At 69.6% G+C, this 21203-nt stretch carries 23 protein-coding genes; 7 read left to right on the forward strand and 16 right to left on the reverse strand.

What is annotated here, in order from left to right:
• The first annotated feature begins 3 nt into the window (after window positions 1–3).
• The 7 genes from ACFT4A_RS34125 to ACFT4A_RS34155 all read left to right on the forward strand — a co-directional run bounded on the left by ACFT4A_RS34125 (window position 4) and on the right by ACFT4A_RS34155 (window position 6280).
• The gene (locus ACFT4A_RS34125) at window positions 4–855 is read left to right on the forward strand and encodes an IS5 family transposase (RefSeq protein WP_382838093.1); all 852 of its coding nucleotides are present in this window, start codon (window positions 4–6) and stop codon (window positions 853–855) included.
• Window positions 856–937: 82 nt separating this feature from the next.
• Window positions 938–1768 (forward strand): class I SAM-dependent methyltransferase, encoded by an 831-nt coding sequence (locus ACFT4A_RS34130; protein WP_382838096.1) that lies wholly within the window; start codon window positions 938–940, stop codon window positions 1766–1768.
• A gap of 102 nt (window positions 1769–1870) precedes the next feature.
• Window positions 1871–2716: an ATP-dependent DNA ligase gene (locus tag ACFT4A_RS34135; protein WP_382838099.1), complete on the forward strand. Its 846-nt coding sequence runs from the start codon at window positions 1871–1873 to the stop codon at window positions 2714–2716.
• Window positions 2717–2825: 109 nt separating this feature from the next.
• Window positions 2826–3035 carry a DUF6207 family protein gene (locus ACFT4A_RS34140; protein WP_382838103.1) on the forward strand — a complete coding sequence of 70 codons (210 nt, stop codon included), beginning with the start codon at window positions 2826–2828 and terminating at the stop codon, window positions 3033–3035.
• 519 nt (window positions 3036–3554) lie between these two features.
• Window positions 3555–4121 carry a hypothetical protein gene (locus ACFT4A_RS34145; RefSeq protein WP_382838106.1) on the forward strand — a complete coding sequence of 189 codons (567 nt, stop codon included), beginning with the start codon at window positions 3555–3557 and terminating at the stop codon, window positions 4119–4121.
• 312 nt (window positions 4122–4433) lie between these two features.
• Window positions 4434–5150 carry a ParA family protein gene (locus ACFT4A_RS34150; RefSeq protein WP_382838109.1) on the forward strand — a complete coding sequence of 239 codons (717 nt, stop codon included), beginning with the start codon at window positions 4434–4436 and terminating at the stop codon, window positions 5148–5150.
• Window positions 5150–6280, forward strand: a complete 1131-nt coding sequence (locus ACFT4A_RS34155) for a ParB/RepB/Spo0J family partition protein (protein WP_382838112.1) — start codon at window positions 5150–5152, stop codon at window positions 6278–6280. The genes ACFT4A_RS34150 and ACFT4A_RS34155 overlap by 1 nt, the downstream gene beginning before the upstream one ends.
• A 244-nt stretch (window positions 6281–6524) precedes the next feature.
• Here ACFT4A_RS34155 and ACFT4A_RS34160 read toward each other — a convergent pair whose 3' ends face one another.
• The 16 genes from ACFT4A_RS34160 to ACFT4A_RS34235 form a co-directional block, all read right to left on the reverse strand.
• Complete coding sequence (locus ACFT4A_RS34160) at window positions 6525–6881, reverse strand: hypothetical protein (RefSeq protein ID WP_382838115.1); 357 nt, start codon at window positions 6879–6881, stop codon at window positions 6525–6527.
• Between the two features lie 83 nt (window positions 6882–6964).
• Window positions 6965–8119 carry a DNA polymerase III subunit beta gene (gene dnaN / locus ACFT4A_RS34165; RefSeq protein ID WP_382838118.1) on the reverse strand — a complete coding sequence of 385 codons (1155 nt, stop codon included), beginning with the start codon at window positions 8117–8119 and terminating at the stop codon, window positions 6965–6967.
• A gap of 95 nt (window positions 8120–8214) precedes the next feature.
• Entirely contained in the window at window positions 8215–8892 is a 678-nt protein-coding gene (locus tag ACFT4A_RS34170) for a GGDEF domain-containing protein (RefSeq protein WP_382838121.1), read from the reverse strand.
• A 132-nt stretch (window positions 8893–9024) separates the two neighbouring features.
• A complete protein-coding gene (locus ACFT4A_RS34175; RefSeq protein WP_382838124.1) occupies window positions 9025–9519 on the reverse strand; it encodes a Pycsar system effector family protein in 495 nt (164 codons plus the stop codon).
• Between the two features lie 19 nt (window positions 9520–9538).
• Window positions 9539–10006 (reverse strand): RRQRL motif-containing zinc-binding protein, encoded by a 468-nt coding sequence (locus ACFT4A_RS34180; RefSeq protein WP_382838126.1) that lies wholly within the window; start codon window positions 10004–10006, stop codon window positions 9539–9541.
• 346 nt (window positions 10007–10352) lie between these two features.
• On the reverse strand, window positions 10353–12527 hold the full coding sequence (locus tag ACFT4A_RS34185) for a hypothetical protein (RefSeq protein WP_382838129.1): 2175 nt from the start codon (window positions 12525–12527) through the stop codon (window positions 10353–10355).
• Window positions 12524–13597 (reverse strand): hypothetical protein, encoded by a 1074-nt coding sequence (locus ACFT4A_RS34190; protein WP_382838131.1) that lies wholly within the window; start codon window positions 13595–13597, stop codon window positions 12524–12526. The genes ACFT4A_RS34185 and ACFT4A_RS34190 overlap by 4 nt, the downstream gene beginning before the upstream one ends.
• A gap of 12 nt (window positions 13598–13609) precedes the next feature.
• Window positions 13610–14860, reverse strand: a complete 1251-nt coding sequence (locus ACFT4A_RS34195; protein ID WP_382838134.1) for a hypothetical protein — start codon at window positions 14858–14860, stop codon at window positions 13610–13612.
• Window positions 14861–14862: 2 nt separating this feature from the next.
• On the reverse strand, window positions 14863–15138 hold the full coding sequence (locus ACFT4A_RS34200) for a hypothetical protein (RefSeq protein ID WP_382838136.1): 276 nt from the start codon (window positions 15136–15138) through the stop codon (window positions 14863–14865).
• Between the two features lies 1 nt (window position 15139).
• Window positions 15140–16093, reverse strand: coding sequence for an NlpC/P60 family protein (locus ACFT4A_RS34205; protein ID WP_382838139.1), 954 nt, complete (start codon window positions 16091–16093; stop codon window positions 15140–15142).
• A gap of 221 nt (window positions 16094–16314) precedes the next feature.
• Window positions 16315–17937 carry an FtsK/SpoIIIE domain-containing protein gene (locus ACFT4A_RS34210; RefSeq protein WP_382838142.1) on the reverse strand — a complete coding sequence of 541 codons (1623 nt, stop codon included), beginning with the start codon at window positions 17935–17937 and terminating at the stop codon, window positions 16315–16317.
• 265 nt (window positions 17938–18202) lie between these two features.
• Window positions 18203–19360: a hypothetical protein gene (locus ACFT4A_RS34215; protein ID WP_382838145.1), complete on the reverse strand. Its 1158-nt coding sequence runs from the start codon at window positions 19358–19360 to the stop codon at window positions 18203–18205.
• A gap of 35 nt (window positions 19361–19395) precedes the next feature.
• Window positions 19396–20268, reverse strand: a complete 873-nt coding sequence (locus tag ACFT4A_RS34220; protein ID WP_382838147.1) for a hypothetical protein — start codon at window positions 20266–20268, stop codon at window positions 19396–19398.
• A gap of 126 nt (window positions 20269–20394) precedes the next feature.
• On the reverse strand, window positions 20395–20565 hold the full coding sequence (locus ACFT4A_RS34225; RefSeq protein ID WP_382838150.1) for a hypothetical protein: 171 nt from the start codon (window positions 20563–20565) through the stop codon (window positions 20395–20397).
• Window positions 20558–20758 carry a hypothetical protein gene (locus ACFT4A_RS34230; protein WP_382838153.1) on the reverse strand — a complete coding sequence of 67 codons (201 nt, stop codon included), beginning with the start codon at window positions 20756–20758 and terminating at the stop codon, window positions 20558–20560. Before ACFT4A_RS34230 ends, ACFT4A_RS34225 begins: the two co-directional genes overlap by 8 nt.
• Complete coding sequence (locus tag ACFT4A_RS34235) at window positions 20758–21168, reverse strand: hypothetical protein (protein ID WP_382838156.1); 411 nt, start codon at window positions 21166–21168, stop codon at window positions 20758–20760. The genes ACFT4A_RS34230 and ACFT4A_RS34235 overlap by 1 nt, the downstream gene beginning before the upstream one ends.
• Between the last annotated feature and the right edge of the window lie 35 nt (window positions 21169–21203).

A 21203-nucleotide genomic window follows, 5' to 3' on the forward strand; every position in this document is an offset into this window, starting at 1 on the left:
GCCATGCCCGCTGCCACCCGTCGCCGCCGCTACCCCTCCGACACCTCCGTCGCCGAATGGGCACTCCTGGAACCCCTGCTGCCCATCCCGGCCTGCCAGACCAAGACCGGCGGCCATCCGGAGAAGTGGCCCCGGCGGGAGATCGTCGACGGCATCCGCTACATCGTCGACAACGGCGCGAAGTGGCGAGCCCTGCCTGCGGATTTCCCCCCGTGGGAGACGGTCTACGGGTTCTTCTGGCGGTGGAACCGGGCCGGGGTCGTCACCTACATCCGTGACCAGCTCCGCCGCAGGATCCGTACCGGAAAGGGCCGCTGCCCCCACCCCGTGACCCTGATCGTCGACTCCCAGTCGGTCAAGGGCGCCTCCACCGTCGGCCACAACAGCCGGGGCTACGACGCCGCCAAGAAAATCAACGGCCGCAAGCGACATATCACCGTGGACACGCTCGGACTGCCGGTGATGATCACGGTGACGCCCGCCGACATCCAGGACCGCGACGCCGCTCGCGACGTGTTCTGGCGGTTACGTCTCACCCAGCCGCAGATCACTCAGGTCTGGGCCGACCGCGGCTACGCCGGCGACCTCGTGAACTGGGCCCGCGAACGCCTCTGGCTGAGCCTGCGCATCGTCTCCCGACCCAAGGGAACGAAGGGCTTCGTCGTACTGCCCCGTCGTTGGAAAGTCGAGCGCACGATCGGCTGGTGCATGAACGCCCGCCGCAACGCACGCGACTACGAACGCCTCCCGCAGCACTCCGAAGCCCACCTGAACTGGGCACTCATCACCATGATGACCCGGCGCCTGACCCGCAAAAGCCCGCGCACCAGCCAATGGACGAAGAAGACCTCCTGACCCGCGGGACGGCGAGTTGATTTCAGGCCCGCTGCAGGAGAGAAAGTCGCCTGGCAAAGCAGGTCCATGGAAGGGTTGCCGCATGGCCAACGAGGTGAGTTTCCAACCCGACCTGTATCAGGGCACCGCCAGCTACTACGACCGCTTCCGGCTTTCCTACCCCGACACGATGCTCACCGACCTGAGCCGCCGCACACGCCCGTCCGGGCGCGGACGTCTGCTGGATCTGGCCTGTGGCACTGGCCAGCTCGCCTTCCCGCTACGTGACCGGTTCGCGGAGGTGTGGGCAGTGGACGCTGAATTCGACATGACACACGCGATCCGCGCCAAAGCAGCAGCCACCGAGGGTGCGTCCCACGTCCGGGCCGTCACCGCCAAAGCCGAGGAATTGGACATGGATGCGGGAAGCGTCGAACTGATCGTCATCGGCAATGCCTTCCACCGCCTGCGCCGTGACCTAGTTGCCCAACGCGCTCTCACCTGGCTCGAACCCGGCGGGTATCTGGCTCTCTGCTGGTCAACGAGCCCATGGGCCGGTCCTCTGGACTGGCAGCAGGCTTTCGGCAGCCTCCTGCGCAGGTGGCAAGAGGCGCTGGGCGCAACGAGCCGGATTCCGTCCGGCGCTGAGGAACAGCGACAGGCGGACCCCGACCAGGACGTGCTCTCCCGCGCTGGCTTTGATCCCGCCGACCGTCATCAGTTCGCAGTCGAGCATCGCTGGACGATCAACGAACTAGCCGGGCACGTCCGCTCGACATCCTTCCTGCCCCCGTCTGTGCTTGCGGACCGCGCCCCTGAGTTCGATGTCGACCTCATGACCGAACTCAGCCCCTACGTAATCGACGGCCACCTGACCGAAACGGTGAGCTTCGCCTACGACCTGGTTCACAAGCCAGCCCCGGCCGCCAGTTGACCGACTGCCGCACCCATGGCCTTCCCGTGTCGGGGTGGCGTTTGGCGAGCAGGACACTTTCACCCGAGGTTCGGAAACACCTACTCAGTCGACGCGGACCACGTGCTGTTGCGCTCGAGGCGGGGCACCGAGATGGCTCCCGCGTTCCCAGAGGTCGTGGCGGGCGCCACGCAACTGCCGGACGCGACCACGCTGGACGGCGAGCTGATCGTGTGGGAGACGCACCGGCTCGCCTTCGAACGGCTGCAGAACCGGCTGCAGCGGCGCGGCACCAGAGCGGCCCGGGCGGCTGAACAATGGCCGGCCCACTTCGTCGCCTTCGACCTGCTCAGGCTGTCCGGCACCGACACGAGGACCTGGCCGTACCGGCGGCGCCGGGCCGCACTCGAAGCGGTGTTCACCGCGAAAGGGCTGTCGGCGCCGTGGGCGCTGTGCCCGTCGACCACGGACCCGGACCTCGTGCGTGAGTGGCTGACCTGGGGAGCAGTCGGCATGGAAGGCGTGGTCTTCAAACGGCTGGACGGTATCTACCAGCCCTCCGTGAGGGGCTGGCGGAAGTACAAGGTGCGCGAGACGACCGAGGCGATCGTCGGCGCGGTCACCGGCCCCCTGGCCGCCCCGCGCAGTCTGCTGCTCGGCAGGTACGACGACCGTGGGCGCCTGGAGTACACCGGCCGCACCACCACCCTCGCCGCAGCGACCAGCAGCACGCTCGCCGGCCTGCTCGCTCCGGCCCGGCCCGGACATCCCTGGACGGGCTGGTCGTTCAGCGCGGGCTGGGGCGCCCGGGAGACGCTGACCGTCACGCTGGTGCGTCCCGGGCTGGTGGTGGAGGTCGGCATCGACGTCGCCCGTGACGCCGCAGGCCGGTGGCGCCATCCCGCCCGCCTGCACCGCTCCCGAACCGACCTCTCCCCCGCCGACGTCCCCCTCCAGACGCCGCCATGACGGTGCCCCCGGTGCGGCGGCGCTGCGCGACACCGGCCGGAACGTACTCGGTTGGGTGAACGCGCCAGGACAGGGGAACCTCCGGGAACGGCGGCGCGTAGTGCCGGGCATGAAGCCGATCAGCGAAACCCGCGTGGCGCAGCCGGGCCTGGCCGTCGTCGACGTCGCGGCATACGACGACCAAACCGCGCTCGCCGTCCAGGAGCTGCTCGCCGGGCAGTGGGCGACCGCGCCCGCGGACGGTACGACCCGGGTACCCGGCGAGCCCGGCGTGCGGCTGCGCTGCTACCTGGATGTGCGCCAGGAGCTCCGCTCGTAACCGCCGGGTTCCGGGGTCGGCCGCAGGCCTGGGCGGCGGCGCAGCGCGGAGGCCCGGCCGACGCGCAACACCGGCATGCGCGCCCGATCCCCGGCCGCGCCTGCGCCGCCCATCCCGCCCTCCCTCACCCCTCAACTCCAGCCAGGGACAGGGCAAAGCGGGCCGCAACGGGGATGTCAGCACCCCGACCACGCCCAACACCTGCGGTGACCCGCACAAACTCAAGGACGCTGTACGGGCCCGCGCAACCTCTACCGCAACCTCTACCGCAACACCTAGCGCAACCTCTACCGCAATGCTTAGCGCAACACCTAGCGCAACACCAACGACCACCGGGCGCCTCTGCCAGCCAGGCCGCTGAGCATCTGGTGCGGCGTGCGAATTCGCACGCCTTCGTCAGCCCCTCCTCTGCCGGGCATCCGGCCTGGACGGCGGGCCGGGAGCGGCTTCTGGTCCGTCCGGGTGAGCGCGGGGCCGCGATGGCGAACTACGGGAACGTGGCCCCTCTAGCGTGCGGCCATGGAACACACCCCGATGCCTGAGCCGATGCGCCGCGCGGTCAACCAGCTCGTGTACGAGGCTGTCGAGCGCTGCCAGGAGGTCATGAGCTACGCGGCCTCGGACGTCGCCCGGGACTGGAAGCGGATGACGCTGTACCGGGCCACCGACGCGGCCGACACCATGAACTGCGTGGCCATGCTGATCGCCGCCTACTGCGAGCACGTCGGCGTGGAACCGGAGACTCAGCGCGGCTACCTCCAGATCAGCCAGCAGCGCAACCGCGCCGACGGCCCGGAGGACCACGACCGGGCCCAAGTGGCCGGTCTGCTGAACGAGGCGGCGCCCGGCGGAGGTGACGAGATGGGGGCGGTGCGGACGATGTTCGACCGCGGCCAGCGCCAGGCGGAGCAGGCACAGCAGCCCGAGGACCGTCCGGAGGTGCTGTTCACGATGGCGTGCCTGCACGGCCTGCGGGCCAAGCTGTGCGACGACCTCGGGTCGCTGGACCGCTTTCCGCCGGAGGTGGCCGCCATGGCCCGCCGGGTCGCCGGTGCTCTCGACATGCCGGAGCTCGTCACGACGTGACGCCGGTCCGTACGGTCGTTGGACAGTACGAACCCGTACCGGGCCCCGGGGATCAGCCACCGAATCCCCGGGGCCCGTGGTGTGCCCGTCGCCAGATCAGCTCTCGCTGTCCGTCGGGTCGGTCAGCCAGTTGACGACGTGGAAGCGCCCGGGTGCGGGGCCGACCATCGGGGCGAGGCGCCGCCAGGTCACGGGCGCACCGTGGGGATTTTTTGAGCCGTGGACGCACTCGTGTTGGTTTACCGCGGTAAACCAGGAGCCGCAATCGCCGACTTGCCGACGTCGCCTGAGGCATCGCGGTGAGGATCTGGAATGATGCTCCACGCCCGCAGTACCGGAAAGTACGGGAAGCACACGGAGCATCACATGCAAGCAGCTGTTTATGTCGTGTCAATCGACCCCCAGGCCTCCACGGTCTGGTGGGCGAACCGGATCACCAACCTCCCCTTCGACTTCTCCCAGGAGCATGAGACTCCGGAGAACCTGGCGATCCTCAAGGACACCGGCGCCAAGGTCGTCGTCATCGCCAACCAGAAGGGTGGCGTCGGCAAGACCACGGTCACCCTCAACCTCGGCGCGGTCGTTGCCGACGTCCTGAAGGGCTCCGGCCAGCTTCAGTACGTCTTCATCGATACCCCCGGCAGCCTCCAGGATGAGAACCTCCTGCTTGAGGCCCTGAAGTACGCTCATGAAGTCATCGTCCCCATGCCGCCGGAACCGCTCGCCTTCGATCCGACCGCCCGTACGATCGCCAAGGTCATCGAGCCGTCGGGGCTGCCATACCGGGTCCTCGTCAACAACTGGGACCCCCGTGACGGCAAGGCCGATCTCGACGAGACGCGCGACTACATTGCCGCGCAGGGATGGCCGACGCTGGAGTCGGTGATAAGGCGCTACAAGGTCCACACCCGGGCTTCCGTCGAAGGCAGGGTCGTCACTCAGTACGAGGAGAATCGCCCTTCCTACAAGGCGCGTGAGGACTTCTACCGACTCGCCATTGAACTCGGCTACGGCGGGGGTGGTCGCTGATGGGCCGCCGCACCAGCCTCGCTTCCCTCGCCGGCGCCAAGGTCGAAGACGTACCCGGCCTGAGCGACGCAGTCCTCTTGTCGCTGCCGCTGAACAAGTTGCACTGCACCCGCTTCAACCCGCGCCGCAACTTTGGCACCGAGGACGAGCTACGAGAGTTCGGGGAGAAGCTGAGGAAGGAGCAGCTTCAGCCTGCGGTCGTCGTCTCGCGATCGGCCTACCTGAAGCTGTGGCCTGATGAAGCTGAGCGAGTAGGAGCCGCCACCTACGTCATCGCCAATGGTGAGCGTCGGTACCGCGCGTCCAAGCTCATCGGGCTGGCGACCATCGAGGTGGTTCACCGTGAGGACCTCGCGAAGTCCAGGGCCGACTTCCTTGATGCTGTCCAGTCGGAGAACAACGACCGCAAGGACCTGGACCCGATCGAACGAGCGATCGCCATCGAGACCATGGTCACCGAGCTCGGCGGAGCCGAGCAGGTAGCTGCCTACTACGGCAAGACGGGGGGCTGGGTCAGCCAGCAGCGCAAGCTCCTCAAGCTGACCCCGCAGCTGCAGGACTTGGTGAGCTCTACGGAGATGCCCGTCCGGGTGGCCCGGGACATCGCCGGTCTGCCCCACCAGGCGCAGGCGGCCGCCTGGCAAGACGAACTGGACCGGCGTCGCCTCGCGAAGAAGGCGGCAGCTCAGCTACGCGCTAAGGCCGCACCCGCGCCAGCGCCTCGGCGGGCCAGAGCTTCGTCGCAGCAGGGTTCGGACGCTCCTTCGTTTACCGCGGTAAGCCCTGGTTCGGCAGCGACGGCAGCCCCAGAGTCGCCTGCGGCCGCGCCTGGTTCTGTGTTTACCGCGGTAAACACAGATGGCGAGCCCGAAGCATCATCTCCCTCTGCCGATGGTTCGTCGCCGGTCCCCAGCCCTCGGCACGACCAGCCAGGTCATGAGCCCAACAGTCAGCCGCGTCAGCTGCCGTACGACGATGCCTTCTACGTCGTGAATCACCTGCACGCGAAGATGGATACGGCGGTCTTCGCCTCAAGTGCCCGCCTTCTGCTGGGGATACTGCGGGATGAGCATCCCGACGAGTACCGGGCTCTGATGCAGGAGATGACGCAGCCGGACCGGTCCGCCTGACTCCCAGCCAGTCCTGAAAAGCGAAAAGGCCCGTACCCCCTGCGACCGCTTCCGTTCTAGTGGTCGCAGGGGGTACGGGCCTTCGTAGTGGTCAGCCTGTGCGCGGTTCTCGTTCCCGAGCGTCTTCGGGGCAGAGGCTGCTCTGCGTTCCGCAGGCGCATTTCGGGTCGTAGATGGTGCCTCGCCCGGTGTTGCCGGAACCGCCGCACTGAGTGCAGGAGGCGTCCGCGCCCGGGTCCAGGGCTCAGGAGTTCCCGCACGTCTTGCAGCGAGCGCAGTCCGCGCAGTCGTCGGTGCCAGGGATCGGGAGGGCGAACTCCTCGGCTCCGGGAGTCTGGCAGGACGGGCAGGTGATGACGACAGCCAGTGCGGTCCGGCATCCGGAGCAGGACACCGGATGGACGGCTCCGTCGTGGACTAGGCGCTCGATGGCGGGCATCGGGTATGTGGCGCAGGCCAGGGTGAAGTGGGCGCGGTCGCCTGCGTATCGGGCCGCGTGGCTGGTGCCGTTCGGCTCGATGGCGCGGCGCTGGTGTGTCTCGTACGTCGGCGTCATCGGTTGGGTACAGGCCGGGACCGTCTGCGGGCCGATGGTGGTCATGAGCTGCGGGTTGTCCTCTCGTTGTGGGGCAGCGGGGGCGGCCGGGGCGGTGTCAGTGGCCGCCCCGCAGGCCGGGGTGGCGCTTACGGGTTGGGCTGGGTGGTCCCGTTGTGGAGGCGGATCGGCATGATGAGGCCGCGGAAGGTGTCTGCCTGGACGGGGGCGTACAGGAGGACGGGCTTGGTGGGGGTGGTGAGGTTCATCTGGACCACGGGTCCGTCGATCTGCTGGAGGGTCTTGAGCAGCAGGTGCGGGTTGAAGGCGATGCTCAGCGGGGCGCCGTGCTCGAGGACGGCGTCGACCTGGTCGCGTCCGCGGCCGTTGTCGTCGGTGCCGGCGCGCACGGTGATGTGCCCGTCGGCGATGTCGAGGAGCATGGGGTCGGCTTTGCCGAGCAGGGGTGTGATGTGCCGGATGGCGGTGGCGAGGGCCTCGGTGCTGGTGGTGGCGACCGCCTCGAACTCGGTGGGGAACAGGGCGGTGTGGTCGGGGAGTGCGCCGTCGATGATGCTGCCGGTGGCCACGCGGCCGGGGACGCTGACGACGAACTGGCTGGTGGTGAGGGTGAGGGAGGCGTGGTCGGTGTCGGCCAGGATGCGGGCGGCGTCGCGGACGACGTCGGCCGGGACGACGACCTTGCCGTCGGTGAGCGGCTTGTCCTTGCCTTTGCCCTTGGTCTTCGAGCCGAGCTTCCACGGCACGTGGGCGACGTGGAAGGCGTAGCGGTCGGTGGCGGAGAGGACCAGCTGGTGGTCGGTGAGGGTGATCTCCACTCCGGTGAGGACGGGGAGGGTTTCGTCGGTGCAGGCCGCGGCGGCGACGCGGGTGCCGGCTTCGGCGAGGGCGGTGCCGTCGATGGTGCCGCTGGCGGCGGGGATGGTGGGTAGGGACGGGTAGTCCTCCAGCGGCAGGGTCGGGAGTGTGATGTGTGTGGTGCCGCAGGTCAGGGACAGGTCGGTGCCTTCCAGGGCCAGCGTGGTGGGCTTGGTCTTGGGGAAGGCGCGCACCAGGTCGGTCAGGACCCGGCCGGGCACCAGCGCCCGGCCCGGCTCGGCGACGTCGCAGTTCTCGGTGGCGCGGGCGGAGCGGTAGTAGTCGTAGCCGGTCAGGGTCAGCTGCCCGTCGGCCGCGTCGATCAGCATGCCGGCCAGGACCGGCGTCGGGGGGTTGCCGGGGATGGCGCGCTGTGCCCACTGCGCGGCCTCAGCCAGCGTCTCGTTGTCGATGGTCAGCTTCATCAGGGCCTTCCGTCTCAGCGTTGAGGGCATGTAAGGGGCCCGGGACGACCGCTGTGGTGCGGGTGTCCTGGGCCCTGGTGTGGTCCGGGTGGGTGTTACGCGGCGGGGAGGTGGGTGCCGGGGCGGCCGGCGCGGCGGCCGTTGACGGCTTCGGCGTAGGCGTCGGCGCGGGTGGCCAGGTACGGGAAGGCCGCATCACCGGTCTTGACCTTGTACATGGCGGTGTCGGCGGCGCGCAGGAGGCGGCCGGTGTCCTCGCCGGGCAGGTCGGCGGCGCGGGCGATGCCCAGGGACACGGTCATCTGCAGGGTGCGGCCGTCGTGGGTGAGGGGCTGGTGCAGCTGCTCGCGCAGGGCGGTGATGTCGGCGAGCGCGGACCGGTCGGGCAGCACGGCGGCGACGGCGAACTCGTCGCCTCCGAGCCGGGCGGCCAAGGCCCGCCGTCGCGTGGTCCAGGCGGCCAGGCGGCGGCCGGTGGTAGCGATGACGGCGTCGCCGGCGCCGTGGCCGTACGTGTCATTGACGGCCTTGAAGCCGTTGCCGTCCAGCAGCATCACGTACACACGGCCGCCGCGGCCGGTGCGCAGCAGCCGGTCGCCGTAGGCGAGGAGGTCGGCGCGGCCGCGCAGGCCGGAGAGCGGATCGCGTCGGGCGACGTGCAGCTGGCGGCGGACCCGGACGTCGTCGACGAGGACGGCCAGGGCGAGGGGCACGGCGGTCGCGGTGATGACCAGGGTGCGTGAGGGCTGCCGTAAGACGGCGGTTGCAGGCATGCTGGAATCTCCGTTGCCGCCCGTCAGGGCGGAATGAGGGAAGCGCACCCCGGGGCTTGCCGGCGCATGGGGTGCGCCTCCTGTTGTGTGAGGGCCTGAGCCCGGCCATCGCCGGGGTGTTCAGGCTTCGGGCTATCCGATGGCCGCGAGGACGGCGGCGACCAGGAGCAGGGCGAGAGCGGCGAGGATGAGGTCGACCGCGCGGGCCAGACGCTCGAACTTGGCGACAGCGATGAGAGACAGCGCCTGGACGCGGATGGCCCGGGTGTCCTGCCGCATCGCGTGGATCAGGCCTTCCTCGCTCAGCTGCGCCCAGCAGGGGAAGCCCTCGCGCACGACACGGCCACGGCCTCCGAGGTTGGGGCGCACGACCAGGAGCAGCAGCACGGCCGAGGCCCCGAAGCTCAGGACGGCGGCACCGCCCACAAGTTGGGCGGCCGCCGGTAAGTCCTTGTCGGCGATACCGGCCAGTCCCGCGAGGACCGCGCCATTGAACGCCAGAAGCAGCGAGGCCTTGTTGTCGGTCCGGCCGATCTTCGCCTCGACGTCCTGGCAGGCATCGTCCAGGTTCTTGCTCGTGGTCGGGGTGATCTGGTCTGCGCTGGACGGCGTGGTCGGTACCGACATGCCGGGGGTCCTTTCGCGATCAGGCCGCCAGGCCATGCTCGGGCGGGGCAATGTAGGAGGTGGGATCGGCGGGGGTGCCGTCGTGGCACTCCAGGCAGGAGCTCAGGGTCCGCAGCGGAAGGCAGTGGTGGTACCGGCGCCGACAGAGCGGGCAGGTACTCCGGGCGGCCATCGCCCGGTCCAGGGCCATCTCCTGGGCCAGGGTCGGGGTCCGTTTGGGAACCGCCAGGTCGACGCGGTACAGCCACGCCCACCGGTTCCCACCCCGCCACGTGAGCCGGGCGACGGGACCGTGGCCGCCAGGGCTCAGGCCCATCGCCCGTAACTGGCGGCGGGTGGCGAGCCCTTCCGGCGGCACGGGTCCCCTCCCACCTACTGCGGCGCGCACAGCCACGGCGCCGACGGCCTGGTTGTAGCCGAACTCGGGGAAGGTGCCGTCGTCGTAGAGGTCGACGTCGACCAGGTCGTCATCGTCCGGGCGGTCCATCACGCCCTCCATGCGCTGGGCAGCCGGACCGGGCGCTGCGGGTAGCGGGGGCCGGGGTGGTTGGGGCGCGGCCGGCCGATCCGGCGACGTGGGTGGGGAACGAGCACGAGCGATCTCCTTCACGCGGCGAGTGGACAGCACTACGCCCCGCCGACCAGCGTGGTCAGCGGGGCGCGTGGACGGGGCTGATCGTGCATGAGTGGCCGGACGGCCTGTCCGGTCCTCGCGGCCCGTGCCGGAGCACGTGCTGTGCGAGGACCAGGCGGAGCGCCCGGAGGTGGCTTTACACGTTGAGGGCCCACACCCCGTGGTGGGGTGCGGGCCCCCAGCTCTACTGCAGAACGGGTCAGTGACTGAACGAGAGATCGGAGGGGAGTTCCTCGCCGGTCTCTGCGTCGTACGCGACGCCGGTGGGGGAGAGGCGGACAGTCCGGAAGTCGGCGCGGGAGCCTTCCTTCCAGGTCTTTCCCCCCACCGCGACACGGACCGTCACATCGGCGAGAGGGTCCGTGACCGGCAGCGCAACCTCAGGGGCCTTGGCAACCCAACGGTCGTCGCCACGGGTGGCATAGGCGCTCTTCCCGTCGGAGTCGATCCGCAGGTATCGCGCGTTGCGGTCGAAGAACGTGCGGAGTTCCACGATGACGCGGTCCCGGTCGCTGTTCCACTGCGCAACCAGGTCTGCCTTGACGCCGTCCATGCGCAGCTTCGCCCCGGACCGCCCCTTGTACGCCTCAGCCTTCTCCTGCCGCTCCTGGCGCTCCTTGTCGTTCTCTGCGGTCTGATACACCGCCGCGATGGTGATGGCCAGGGCGGCGATAGCGGCGATGTAGGGCCAGCGCCGACGCTTCGGCGTAGGTGGTGCGTCTGTGACAGGCGGCGCGGGGGTCGACGGCTCGGGCCCGCGGTGCCACTGCGGTGTCGTGCGGTCGTCGGTCTTCTCGAACCATTCGCCTTTCCCCATGCGGGCGACGGTAGCGCGCAACTGCGCCGCCTGTCCGGGCTCTCCGCGGAGGTCGGCTACTTGGGCCCGGGTCTCCAGCCAGGCCAGTGCCTGGGGGGAGTAGAGCCCGTGAGCGCTGATGTCCTCGCGCTCGTGGACGGCGGCCAGCTGAGCGGCTTCGTCGCACCGGCCATCCAGCGCGGCCTGGAGGACGCTCTCGTGCCGGGGGATGTCGACGTGCCTGGTGTCCACGACGTTCGGAGGCAGTTCCCAGTCCCAATCCCCCTGCCCGGAAGCACCTTCGGTGTCCTGCTCGACTGGCACCGGCGCCAGGTTCTCACTCTGTGCTTCGTCGCTGCCCTCGCCGGGTTCCGTCGCGGTAGCGGCAGGCTCCTGTTCGACGGCCAGGGCCTGCTGTGCCTTACGGCGCCGCGACGAGGTGTCCGTGAGCGCGAGCTCCTCCTCGTCCAGGACGGTCTGGATGATGTCGACGTAGTCCGGGCCGACCTTCCACACGGCCTGGCCCGGGTCCAGCGTCGGGATCTGCTCGATGGCCCATGCGGGCAGCCCGAGCAGCGCCCCGACGCTGGCCGCTTCCTCCGGGCCGAGGCGGCCGACGTGGGCGATCTCGCACAGCCGCGCCAGGTCCAGGGCTTTGCCTTCGCCCAGGTCTGACAGCGTGTGCATCACGGCCTTCACCGACAGCCCGTCCTTGCGGCTGTTCTTCAGCAGTCGCTGCATCAATTCGCTCGTGGCCAGGGACAGCAGGATCTGCCAGGCCTCCTCGAGGACCAGGTGCCGGTGCACGGCGCTCGACTGCGGCAGCCAGACGTGCTCCGCCCAGCACGAGACGGCCGCCATCAAGGACGGGATCGCGGGGGAGTTGCGGTCCAGGCCGGTGAAGTCGAAGCTCAGGATCGGCAGGTCCGTCTCCGGCAGGCTGGCGTCCTGGCCGTCGAAGAGGCCTTGGAGCGAGCCCTCGGTGTAGCGGGACAGAGCGATCGCGGCGCCCTCGCCCCACTCCGTGAGCTTCGCGGCCGGCCACCGGCCGTCCTGAGGACGGACCAGGGCGTCGACCAGCCCGTTCAGCGACGTCGCCTTGGGGTGGGTCAGGGCGTGCTGGAGGGCGTGGGCGGCCTGGTGGGTGAGCGCGCCGGGCTCGACAGCGGCGACCAGCGACCGGACCAGCTGCTCGCGGACCTCGGACGGAAAGAGGTCCGAGCAGGGGTTGAGCGTGAAGTTGCCGGCCTTGATGACCCGGCCGCCCAGGGACCGTGTGAGCGCCGCCCACTCTCCGGCGCCGTCCTCGCCGAAGGAGTCGATGACGACGGCCTGGTGCTGGTGCTGGAGGATTTCGCGGCGGATGCTCGCCTTGGCCGTGGTGCTCTTGCCGGAGCCGAGTCCGCCCAGGGCCAGGGAGTTCGTCGACGGGAGCACCCGGCCGTCGGTCAGGACGGGGGAGAGGTGGAATGGACGCCCGTCCAGCAGCGACCGGCCGATCGGGATGCCGGGGAAGGCCGTGCTGGAGGCGACCAGCGGCGCCGTGATCGCGGCGTGGGTGGAGGGAAGGCGAATCACAGGATCACCCCCTTCTGGGTGGAGGCTCCGTGCGGGGTGGTCATCACGTGAGCGCGGTGCTGCTGGCCGGCGAGCCAGTCGAGGTGAACGCGGTGCCGGTCGGCGGTGAGGGAGGCCTGCCAGCGGGCGTCCGTGACGGCCTCGGGGCTGTCGCCCCACACCGTGAGGTAGGCGTCGACGTCGACGAGGGTCGCGCCCTGGACGAGCGCGCCGTGCGTGGTGCCGCTGGCGTGCTCGTGGGCGTCCTGCTTGACCTTGTCCGCGGTGAAGGCCTCCGATGCGGCCTTCTGCCACTTCGCCGACCGGCGGGACTGGGCCGCCGGCAGCGGCCGGTACAGCACGGCGAACGACCTGTCGGATTCCTGGCCGAGCAGCAGCTTGGGCATCAGGTCGCCGCCGGTCTCCTCGGGCCAGGACGTGATCCGCGCGGTCGCCGCGTAGCGGCCGTCGTCCAGAGCGGCCCAGCCCGGGCTGCGGTCGGCCACGGCCGGCACCGGGTCCGGCTTGACCGGGACCAGGGCACCGAGGGAGGCGAACTCGCTTGCCAGGGTGTCGAGGAGCCGGTCGGGGTGGCCCACGAGCCCCTTGGGCACGTGGACGGAGATGGTCTGGGTGTGGGTGGTGTAGTCGCCGACGCTGGCGTGATGGGTGACGTGGACCTGGACGCCCGCGATGCGGGCCTGCCCGCCGGCGAACGCCAGGGCGCGGCTGAACGCGGCGTGGAAGGCGGCCCGGCGCTGCGGGTCCTGCATGGTGCCGTGCTCGGGGTATAGCGCCCAGGTCGCGCTCGCCCCGGACGGGGCGAGCGCGGAGGCCGGCACGGCGTGCTCGCGCAGGTGCCGGTAGCCGACCGTCGCCCAGCGGGCGATCGAGCGCGGGCCGGGCGCGAGGTTGAGCAGCGCGGCGGCCGCGCCGACCGCGCCGAAGGTCCAGACGGGCGGCGGGCTGATCATCGCCGACATGAGGACGGCGCCCCCGACCCCGGCGTTCGCTTTCGTCAGCAGGGTTTCCATGGGGCTGAGCCCGCGCTGGAGGGCGGGGACGCGATAGCCGGGGGTCAGGGAGTACACGGTTACCTCCTACTAGGTGTTGTCCGGCCGGGCGGGTGCCGGCCGGGGGTTGCGAACAGGCGCGGGGTTGACCGGTGTCGGCGTGGGGTTGGCGGGTGTCGGCGTGGGGGCGGCGGCCCGCGCCTGCTGACGGGCCTGGCGGATCTGGGCGCCTCGGGACGCCCGGTCGGTCTCCTCCCGCGTGGCACTGGCAACGGCCGACGCGGTCGTCAGCCGTCCCGACCGCTGGTGCGGCTTGAGGCCATAGGCGGCGAACAGGACACTGCGGTCCTGGGACATGGCTCGGCCCGGCGTATCCACCGTGCGCGGGGCCCGCGGGGCGTTCTCCTGCTCGTAGACGGTCGGCGCACCGGCCCGAACGGCCGCTCGTGCAAGGGGGATCTCCGTGTTGCGCTCGACCAGAGCCCGGGCGGCGCTGGCCACCTTGGGCCCGAAGTAGGGCACACCGTGGAAGATCATCCGCAGCATCAGTGCGTCTGCGGCGACCAGCAGGACCGTGTCCACCACGAGCGAGCCCTGCGCCAACTTGACGAACGGCGAGAGGAGTAGCAGCGCGAAGGGAGCGAACATCAGCCCCAGCAGCCGCATCGCCCAGGCCTTGACCGCCGTAATGTCACCGCCCCGTGCCAGTGAGGCCAGCACCAGAGGCGCCATGCACACGAACACGAGGATCCCGAGCTGACGCGTCATGAACACCAGCGCCGCGAAAGCCAGAGCCACGACCAGCGCGGAGAGGATCAGCAGGACCGCCAACGGGTTGCCTGAGTCCGCTCCGCGTTGCATGTCCTCGCTGATCGCGCCGAACAGGGTCGACTCGTCGCTGTCGAACGCGGCCGTGAACGCAGCGCTCACGGCCTTGTTCAGCAGCATGACGACACCCGGGACCGACGCCATGCAGGCGACGGCCACGAGGGCCCATCCGGTGGAGGCGCCCATCTGCTTCAGGCGCGGTGCGCCCTGCCATGCGGTCAGGGCGCACACGACGACCACGCACACGAAGATCGCGACGGCCAGGTGCTGACCGAGCCACAGGAACGGCTCGTACAGCCCGCTGTCGGCCTTGTCCGGCGCCCACGCGTCTCTCGGCGCGATCAGCCCGTTGATCTTCTTGATCAGGATGTTGGCGAGGTCCTCCACGCGGCTGGTGGCGCCGTCGGTGACTCCACCGCCAGCGCCTCCACCACTGCCTCCGCCGCCGGTGTCCTGCTCGCAGACATCCCGCGCTGGCTGTTCCAACAGGCGGCAGTTGTTCTTCTCTGCCATGGTCAGCCCTTGGCTTCGGTGACGGTGGAGAAGAGCGTGTCGCCGTAGAGGGCGAGGATGACGGCGACGAACAGGGTGCCGACGGCCAGCGAGCCCTTGCGCAGGGCGCCCTTGGGGTCGCTGGACGTCTGCATCATCATGCGGACGGCGATCACGGCGATCACGGCGGCGATGCCCTTGGTGACGAGGCCGCCGCCGGTGAGGCCGATGGTGTCGAAGAAGTCCTTGAAGCCGCCGGACATGTCGACGGGCTTGGCAAGGGTGGTGAAGTTGCGCATGTCAGATCTCCTTGTTGTTGGGGGAGGCGGGGCGTGCGAAGCCGAACAGGTCGCTCATGGAATTCAGGGGCGAGAAGCGGACCTTGGTGTCGGGCCGGGGGGCGTCGATCATGTATCCGCCGCCGACGTAGATTCCGACGTGGTGAATCTTGGAGGCGCTGGGGCCGTAGAAGACGAGGTCCCCGGGTTTCGCCTGTTCGCGTTTGACGGGCTCCGAAGCGGCGTATTGGGATGCTGCGGTGCGGGGCAGGCTGATACCGGCTTTCGCGTAGGCGTAGAGGGTGAGTCCCGAGCAGTCGAAACCGGTGATGGATTCACCGGATCGCCCCTTGGGGGTGCAGCAGATTCCCGTGCTGGGGCCGCTTGCGTTTCCTCCGCCCCAGGAATACGGCTTGCCGAGCATCTTCTGTGCCGCGTTGACGGCTGTGACGCCCTGGTCCGCCGTCGCGTTCTTCCCTCCGCCGCCGGGGTTGTGTTTGGCGAGGGAGGTGATGGAGCGGACGTAGTTCTGTGTTTCCTTGTAGGGCGGGATGCCTCCGTATTTGCGGACGGCTCCGCTTCCCGCGTTGTAGGCGGCCAGCATGTTGCTCTGTTTGTCGCCGGGTACGTCTTGGACGTCCTTGGCGATCGTGCAGAGGTACTTGGCTGACGACGGGATCGCGTCTTCGGGATCCCATACGTCGCGCTTCCCGTCGCCGTTGCCGTCGATTCCGTGGGTTTCCCACGTGGATGGCATGAACTGGCCGATTCCCTGCGCGCCGACCGGGGACTGCGCTTTCGGGTTGAATCCGGACTCCTGTGTGATGAGCGCGGCGAGTAGATTCGGGCTGACCTCGGGGCAGCGGTTTCCCGCGTCCTCGATCAGGCTCTGGTAGTTCGCGGGAACGGCCAAGCTGAGCGCCGCCCCTGCCGCCCCGGCCGGGCTGTCGCCGGCGGCGGTGAGCAGGCTGCCCACGGCGACGGCCGCGGTGGCTCCTATCCCGACTGTGACGGCTGCTGAGGCACGCAACGGGCTTCCTCCCTCCCTTCCTGGGTTGATGGATGTTTGTGCAGGTCAGATCCGCCATGGTGGTCCGCCATGGCACCGCCATATGACCGTCCTGGACCGCCACACCACCGCCATGGGCCCGCCGGGATGGCGGTGCGATGGCGGTGGTGTGGCGGTGGCGGTGACGGTCACGAATCGGCCCTCCTGGCGAAGGCGATCAGGTCGTCCAGGCGGTAGCCGCGGCCCTGTGAGTTCTTGTAGGTGGGAGGTCCGCCCAGGAGCTCGTTGAGCTTCTTTCCGCGCTTCGCCGGGTCGTCTTCCAGAATTCCGAGGGCGGGAGCAATGTCGGGTGTGGTCATGAAGTCCACGCCCTTGCTTTGCATCAGTTCGATGGCCTGCCTGAGCGGAGTTTTTTCCGGAAGCGCTTCCACTTGCTTGGCGGCCTTTTCGTCTACCACACCCCAGATGAACTCATCAGTGAAGTTGAATCCCCGGATGAGTGTGGAGCGCCCATTGGCGAAGAGAACCGACTGCCCCTTGATCTCAGCGTCGAGAAGCGCCGGGTTGATCGGCGCGACCGTCTCGAAGTAGGTGTCGCCGAGAGCCACCTTGGCGGTACCCGCAGATGCCACGTAGAGGCACATCCGGTAGAGGAACTGGTCTCGCACCTTGACGGGAATCGCATTCGTGGAGGGGCGCTGCGTCATGAGCACCGTGGAGATGCCAGATTCCAGGGACTTGGAGACGAGGGATCGCGTATCTTCCGCGATCTGCTTGGCCTGGTCTTTCTCTTCGTTCGTGGCGCCGGGCGCGAAGAAGTCGGCCGCCTCGTCCACGATGAAGATGACTGGCTTGAATTTCGGGACCGGCTGCCGGGTTCGAATAGCCTCCGTGATCTTCCTGTATCGGTCGTCTGAGCGGGCGTCCAGTTCCCGGACCATTTCCCAGAACACGGCCGGATCGTCGGACGATTCGTATCGGGTGGCGATCGGCTCGAACCTGGTCAGCCCGCAGAACTTCCCGTCGAGCAAATACAGTTCGAAATCGCCGTACGCGATCAGCAGGCAGGTGATGAGCCCGTTGACCAGCGTGGTCTTGCCCATCTGTGTCATTCCGGCGACCAGCAGCGATGCCTTGTCGAACGTGGGCACGCCGGCGAGCTGGCCGGTGACGTCGTGACCGAGCGGTACTCCGGCGAACGACTCGATCTCCCGCCGGGTCGGGGCCGGGAACGGCCGGGTGAACGGGGGCTCGTGCAGCTTGAGGAGCTTGACGCGGCGTTCGTTGTCGCGGCTGCGCTCCAGCGTCAGGTGCAGGCGGGTGACCCCGAACATGCCCGCCACGGTGCCCAGGCGCTTCTCGACGTCTTCGTACGTGCGGCCCTTGGGGACCAGGAAGTCGTAGACATCGCCGGTCTGCACCGAGCTGATCGTGACCTCGTCGGCCCGGATCACCTGGTTGTCGCCGATGACGCTCGCCGTGCGCAGCGCCGCGGTGAGCTCAGGGTGTGCGGCAACGGGCTCAGCGTCCGTCTGAAGCTCTTCCAGTCCGGCCGCGGGCGCTTCCTGCTTCAGCGCCGTCGCAGGCCGGGCTTCGCGCGCCCAGCGCTGCATGACGCCTGTGCGGATCCGCCAGGCCAGATAGCCCAGCGCGACCAGCGCTCCCGCGGTGAGCAGGACGGTGGCCATCCAGGACAGGCCCAGCTTGTCCTTGATGGCCGCGAGGGCGCCGAAGGCTATGGCGAGGACGCCGATGGCCCCTGCCGCCTGCCCGGCCATGTCCTCGCTGACCTGCTGTTTCTTCTTTCCCACACCCCTCTCCTTCACTGGCGATCTTGAACGGGTGGGCGACCCTAGCCGCACACATTTTCGATTTCTAGGGAGTTTTGCTCCAGCGCTCGCCGGGTCTGCTCCCTGGGTCTGCGAACACGGAGGTCCGCTCGCCGAGTCACTCGCCGGGTCTGCACTGGTCGACTGCGGGTATCGCTTCCGGCAGTCGCAGCAAGGGCCAGCCCGCGCTGACGGGCTGGCCCTCACTGGTGGTGCCGGACAAACGGGGCGGACGGCCCCTTCCTTCTCAGGCGTCCGCGTCTTCGTCGTCGTCGGCCGATTCGGTTTCCTCCGCCGTGTCGCTCTGCTCGTTCGACAGCAGCGCACCCCAGGCGCGGCGCACGCGCTCCTCGGAGCCGACGAACTTGGCGTCGCGGAAGGCGGCGCCGGCCTGGCGGTAGGACATCGGCGGGTCGTCGCGGTAGCGCAGGTGCCGCAGCACAACGCCCAGCTGCTGGTCGGTCAGCTGCTCACCAGGCTGCGGGGTCGCCACGCCCGCGACGACCGCGAGGTCGTCGAGCGTGACGGCGTCACGGCCCGCGTCACGCCCGCCGTGACGCTCACCGTCACGGCCGCTCGTGAAATCGCCCTGACCTGCGTGACGGCCCTCAGCGTCCGTGCCGGAGGCGTCACGCCCGGCGGTCAGCGCCCGGCGATCGGAGTCCGAGCCGTCACGGTTGGCCGTGACGGGCAGCGCGGGCGCGTTCGGCGACCAGGTGCCGAGTTCCGGCAGCCGGATCGCCGCCACGGAGGCGGGCAGCACCTTCTCCGTGACCGTCTTCTGCGTGGCCTCGGCCTGCTTGTGCAGGTCCTCGGTCATGGTCTGCTGCGTGGCCAGGACCGACTTGCGGTACTTCGTCTCGGCCTTGGCGACGCGCTCCTCGAGCGAGGTGGCGAGCTCCAGCAGCTCGATCCGGTGGGCGGCGTCGGCCTCCATCTCCTCGAGCCGGTCCGCCACGTCCTGCCGCTTGTCGGCGATGTTCTGCCGGGTCTCGTCCGACACTCGCCGGCCGAGCGAGGGCAGGGCGATCCACCACGCGGTCTTGGTCGCCACGATGGCGATCGGGGTGAGGACCATGGCCAGGTCGAACGTCCTGGGCTGGGCCAGGATCAGGTCGGCCGTGGGGATGGCCGCGTTGATGACGGTGAGCGCCAGCCCGGCGGCCTGGACGCGCTGCGCGCGGGACCGGTTGTTGCGGGCCAGGATCTCCGTCGCCTGGAAGACGACCCAGAGGGCATCCAGAGCGGCGACGGTGGGCACGGCCCACCCTCCGAACTGCGGTTCGAGGATGTGGTAGCTCACCGCCACCGACAGGATGGCGACGCCCAGGGTGACGACGCCCAGGATGCTGAGCACCGTCCCGCGTGGGGAGGCCTTAGCCTTCCAGCTCTTGATCTTGTTCACGCCTTGGTTCCCTTCTGATGAGTTGCGGTGATGGGTCAGCTGCGGGCAGTGCCGGCCAGGCGGGCGACCTTGGTGATGTGGTCTTCCTGCTGCTTGATGAGGCGGCCGACCTCTTCCGCGAGGAAGCCGCTGAGGTAGCCGCCGAAGGCGCTGCCGATGTGCCAGTGCGCGCCCTCGGGGTAGCCAGCCTTCGCCAGAGCCCCGGCGTGGCTCAGGTCGGCGTAGAGGTGCTTGTCGTGAACGCGCGCGATGTCCACCGCGCGGTCGTCGAACGCGACGGCGGCGGCCAGGGCGCGCTCCTGCGCGTCGACCAGGCGGGAGATCGCGGCCGGCCACTCGGGCCCGGCCTGCGGAGTGCGCAGGTAGTCGTAGGCCGACTGCAGCGCCTTCATCTCCCGCTCGTACGTCTTCCAGCGGTCAGGGGCGTCCTGGACGGCCTGGCGCAGATCGGCGACGTAGGCGGCGTCCTTCCACTCCTTGCGCGCCTCGTCGTACAGGTCGCCCAGGATGTGGCGGGCCGCTTCGCGCAACCGGTGTTCGGTCGCATCCTCGGACTCCGGGACGTAGCGCAGTCGCGGGTCCTCGTAGGAGGCGCGGGGCCGGGCCGGTTCCTCTTCCCGGCCGGTGAACGGCGCGAATTCGAAGCGCAGACCCCAGCCCGAGGGGTGGTTCTCGACCTTCGTCAGGTACCGCGGCAGGTGCGGTGTCAGGCGTTCCCAGATCTGCCGGTGCTCGTCGGCCGTGATGGTGACGGTGATACCGAGCATGCCAACTCCTTGCTGGGCGACGGAGGTTCCGGTGCGCGGCTGGCCGGCGGTGGTGCCGCCGGGCTTCGCCGTGGCGGCCGGCGTCGGGGGCGGCAGTTCGGATTCGTCCAGGGGCGCGCGTAACGGGATGGTGTGGGCCATGTCTGTCTCCTGTTCGCCGTGGCGGCCGGCGTCGGGGGCGGCAGTTCGGATTCGTCCAGGGGCGCGCGTAACGGGATGGTGTGGGCCATGTCTGTCTCCTGTCGGACGTATTCGTGGCCGCCGTACTCAGCGGGGCCGCTTGCACTGCAGGTAGACGTCCTGCAGCCGCTCGAACGACTCCCACAGCCGCGTGCCCTCGGGGCAGCGGGCGCGGGCCGTGCATGCGGTGCAGGAGGCGGCGTGCGCTTCGTGAGCGCGGTGGGCCGCCTGATAGCGCTGGAACAAGTTGTCAGGCACGTGGGGGTCTTCCGTGGTGCTGGCGGGACGGATGGAGATCGGTGACGCGGTGACCCGCCTCCCACGCGGCCGCGGCGGCCATCGCGGCGGCCGCGAGCAGCACGCGGGCGAGAGGGTGGTGGGAGCCGACCGCGAGAGCGGCCCGGGCAGCGCGCTGCTGCGCTGCCCGGGCCGCCTGTATGAGGTGCGGCATCAACGCCCGAGGGCCTGGCACGCGTCACATGTCCAGGCGATGGCCGGGGCGGGCGCCGCGGCAGTGACGCCGAACCAGCCTCCGCACCTCGAGCACTGGTTGCCGCTGCCCGTCACGGCCGGCGCGGGCGCGGCCGAGGCGGGCGGGCAGTTACTCGGGTCGCAGGACCAGCGCCCGCACAGCGGGCACGCGTCGTTGTCCATCACCGGCCGGAACAGCGTCAGCACCGGCTGACGCTCGTAGCCGGGCACCATCTCCTGCACCGTGCGCCGCGCCCGCCGGCCGGGCTTGACCCGGGCGTCGGCCACGCGCACCATGCGCGTCAGCAGGTGCCCGAGCTGGCGGTCCGCGCCCGCCGCGTCGACGTCTGTTAAGCCGAGGTGGGGGCGTGCCATGATCGTCGTGGTCATCGGGACCTCCGTTGTCCTTTGACCAGACAGCCCCG

Origin of the sequence: Streptomyces sp. NPDC057099 (genome assembly GCF_042671245.1) — a bacterium.
Lineage (GTDB): Bacteria > Actinomycetota > Actinomycetes > Streptomycetales > Streptomycetaceae > Streptomyces > Streptomyces purpurascens.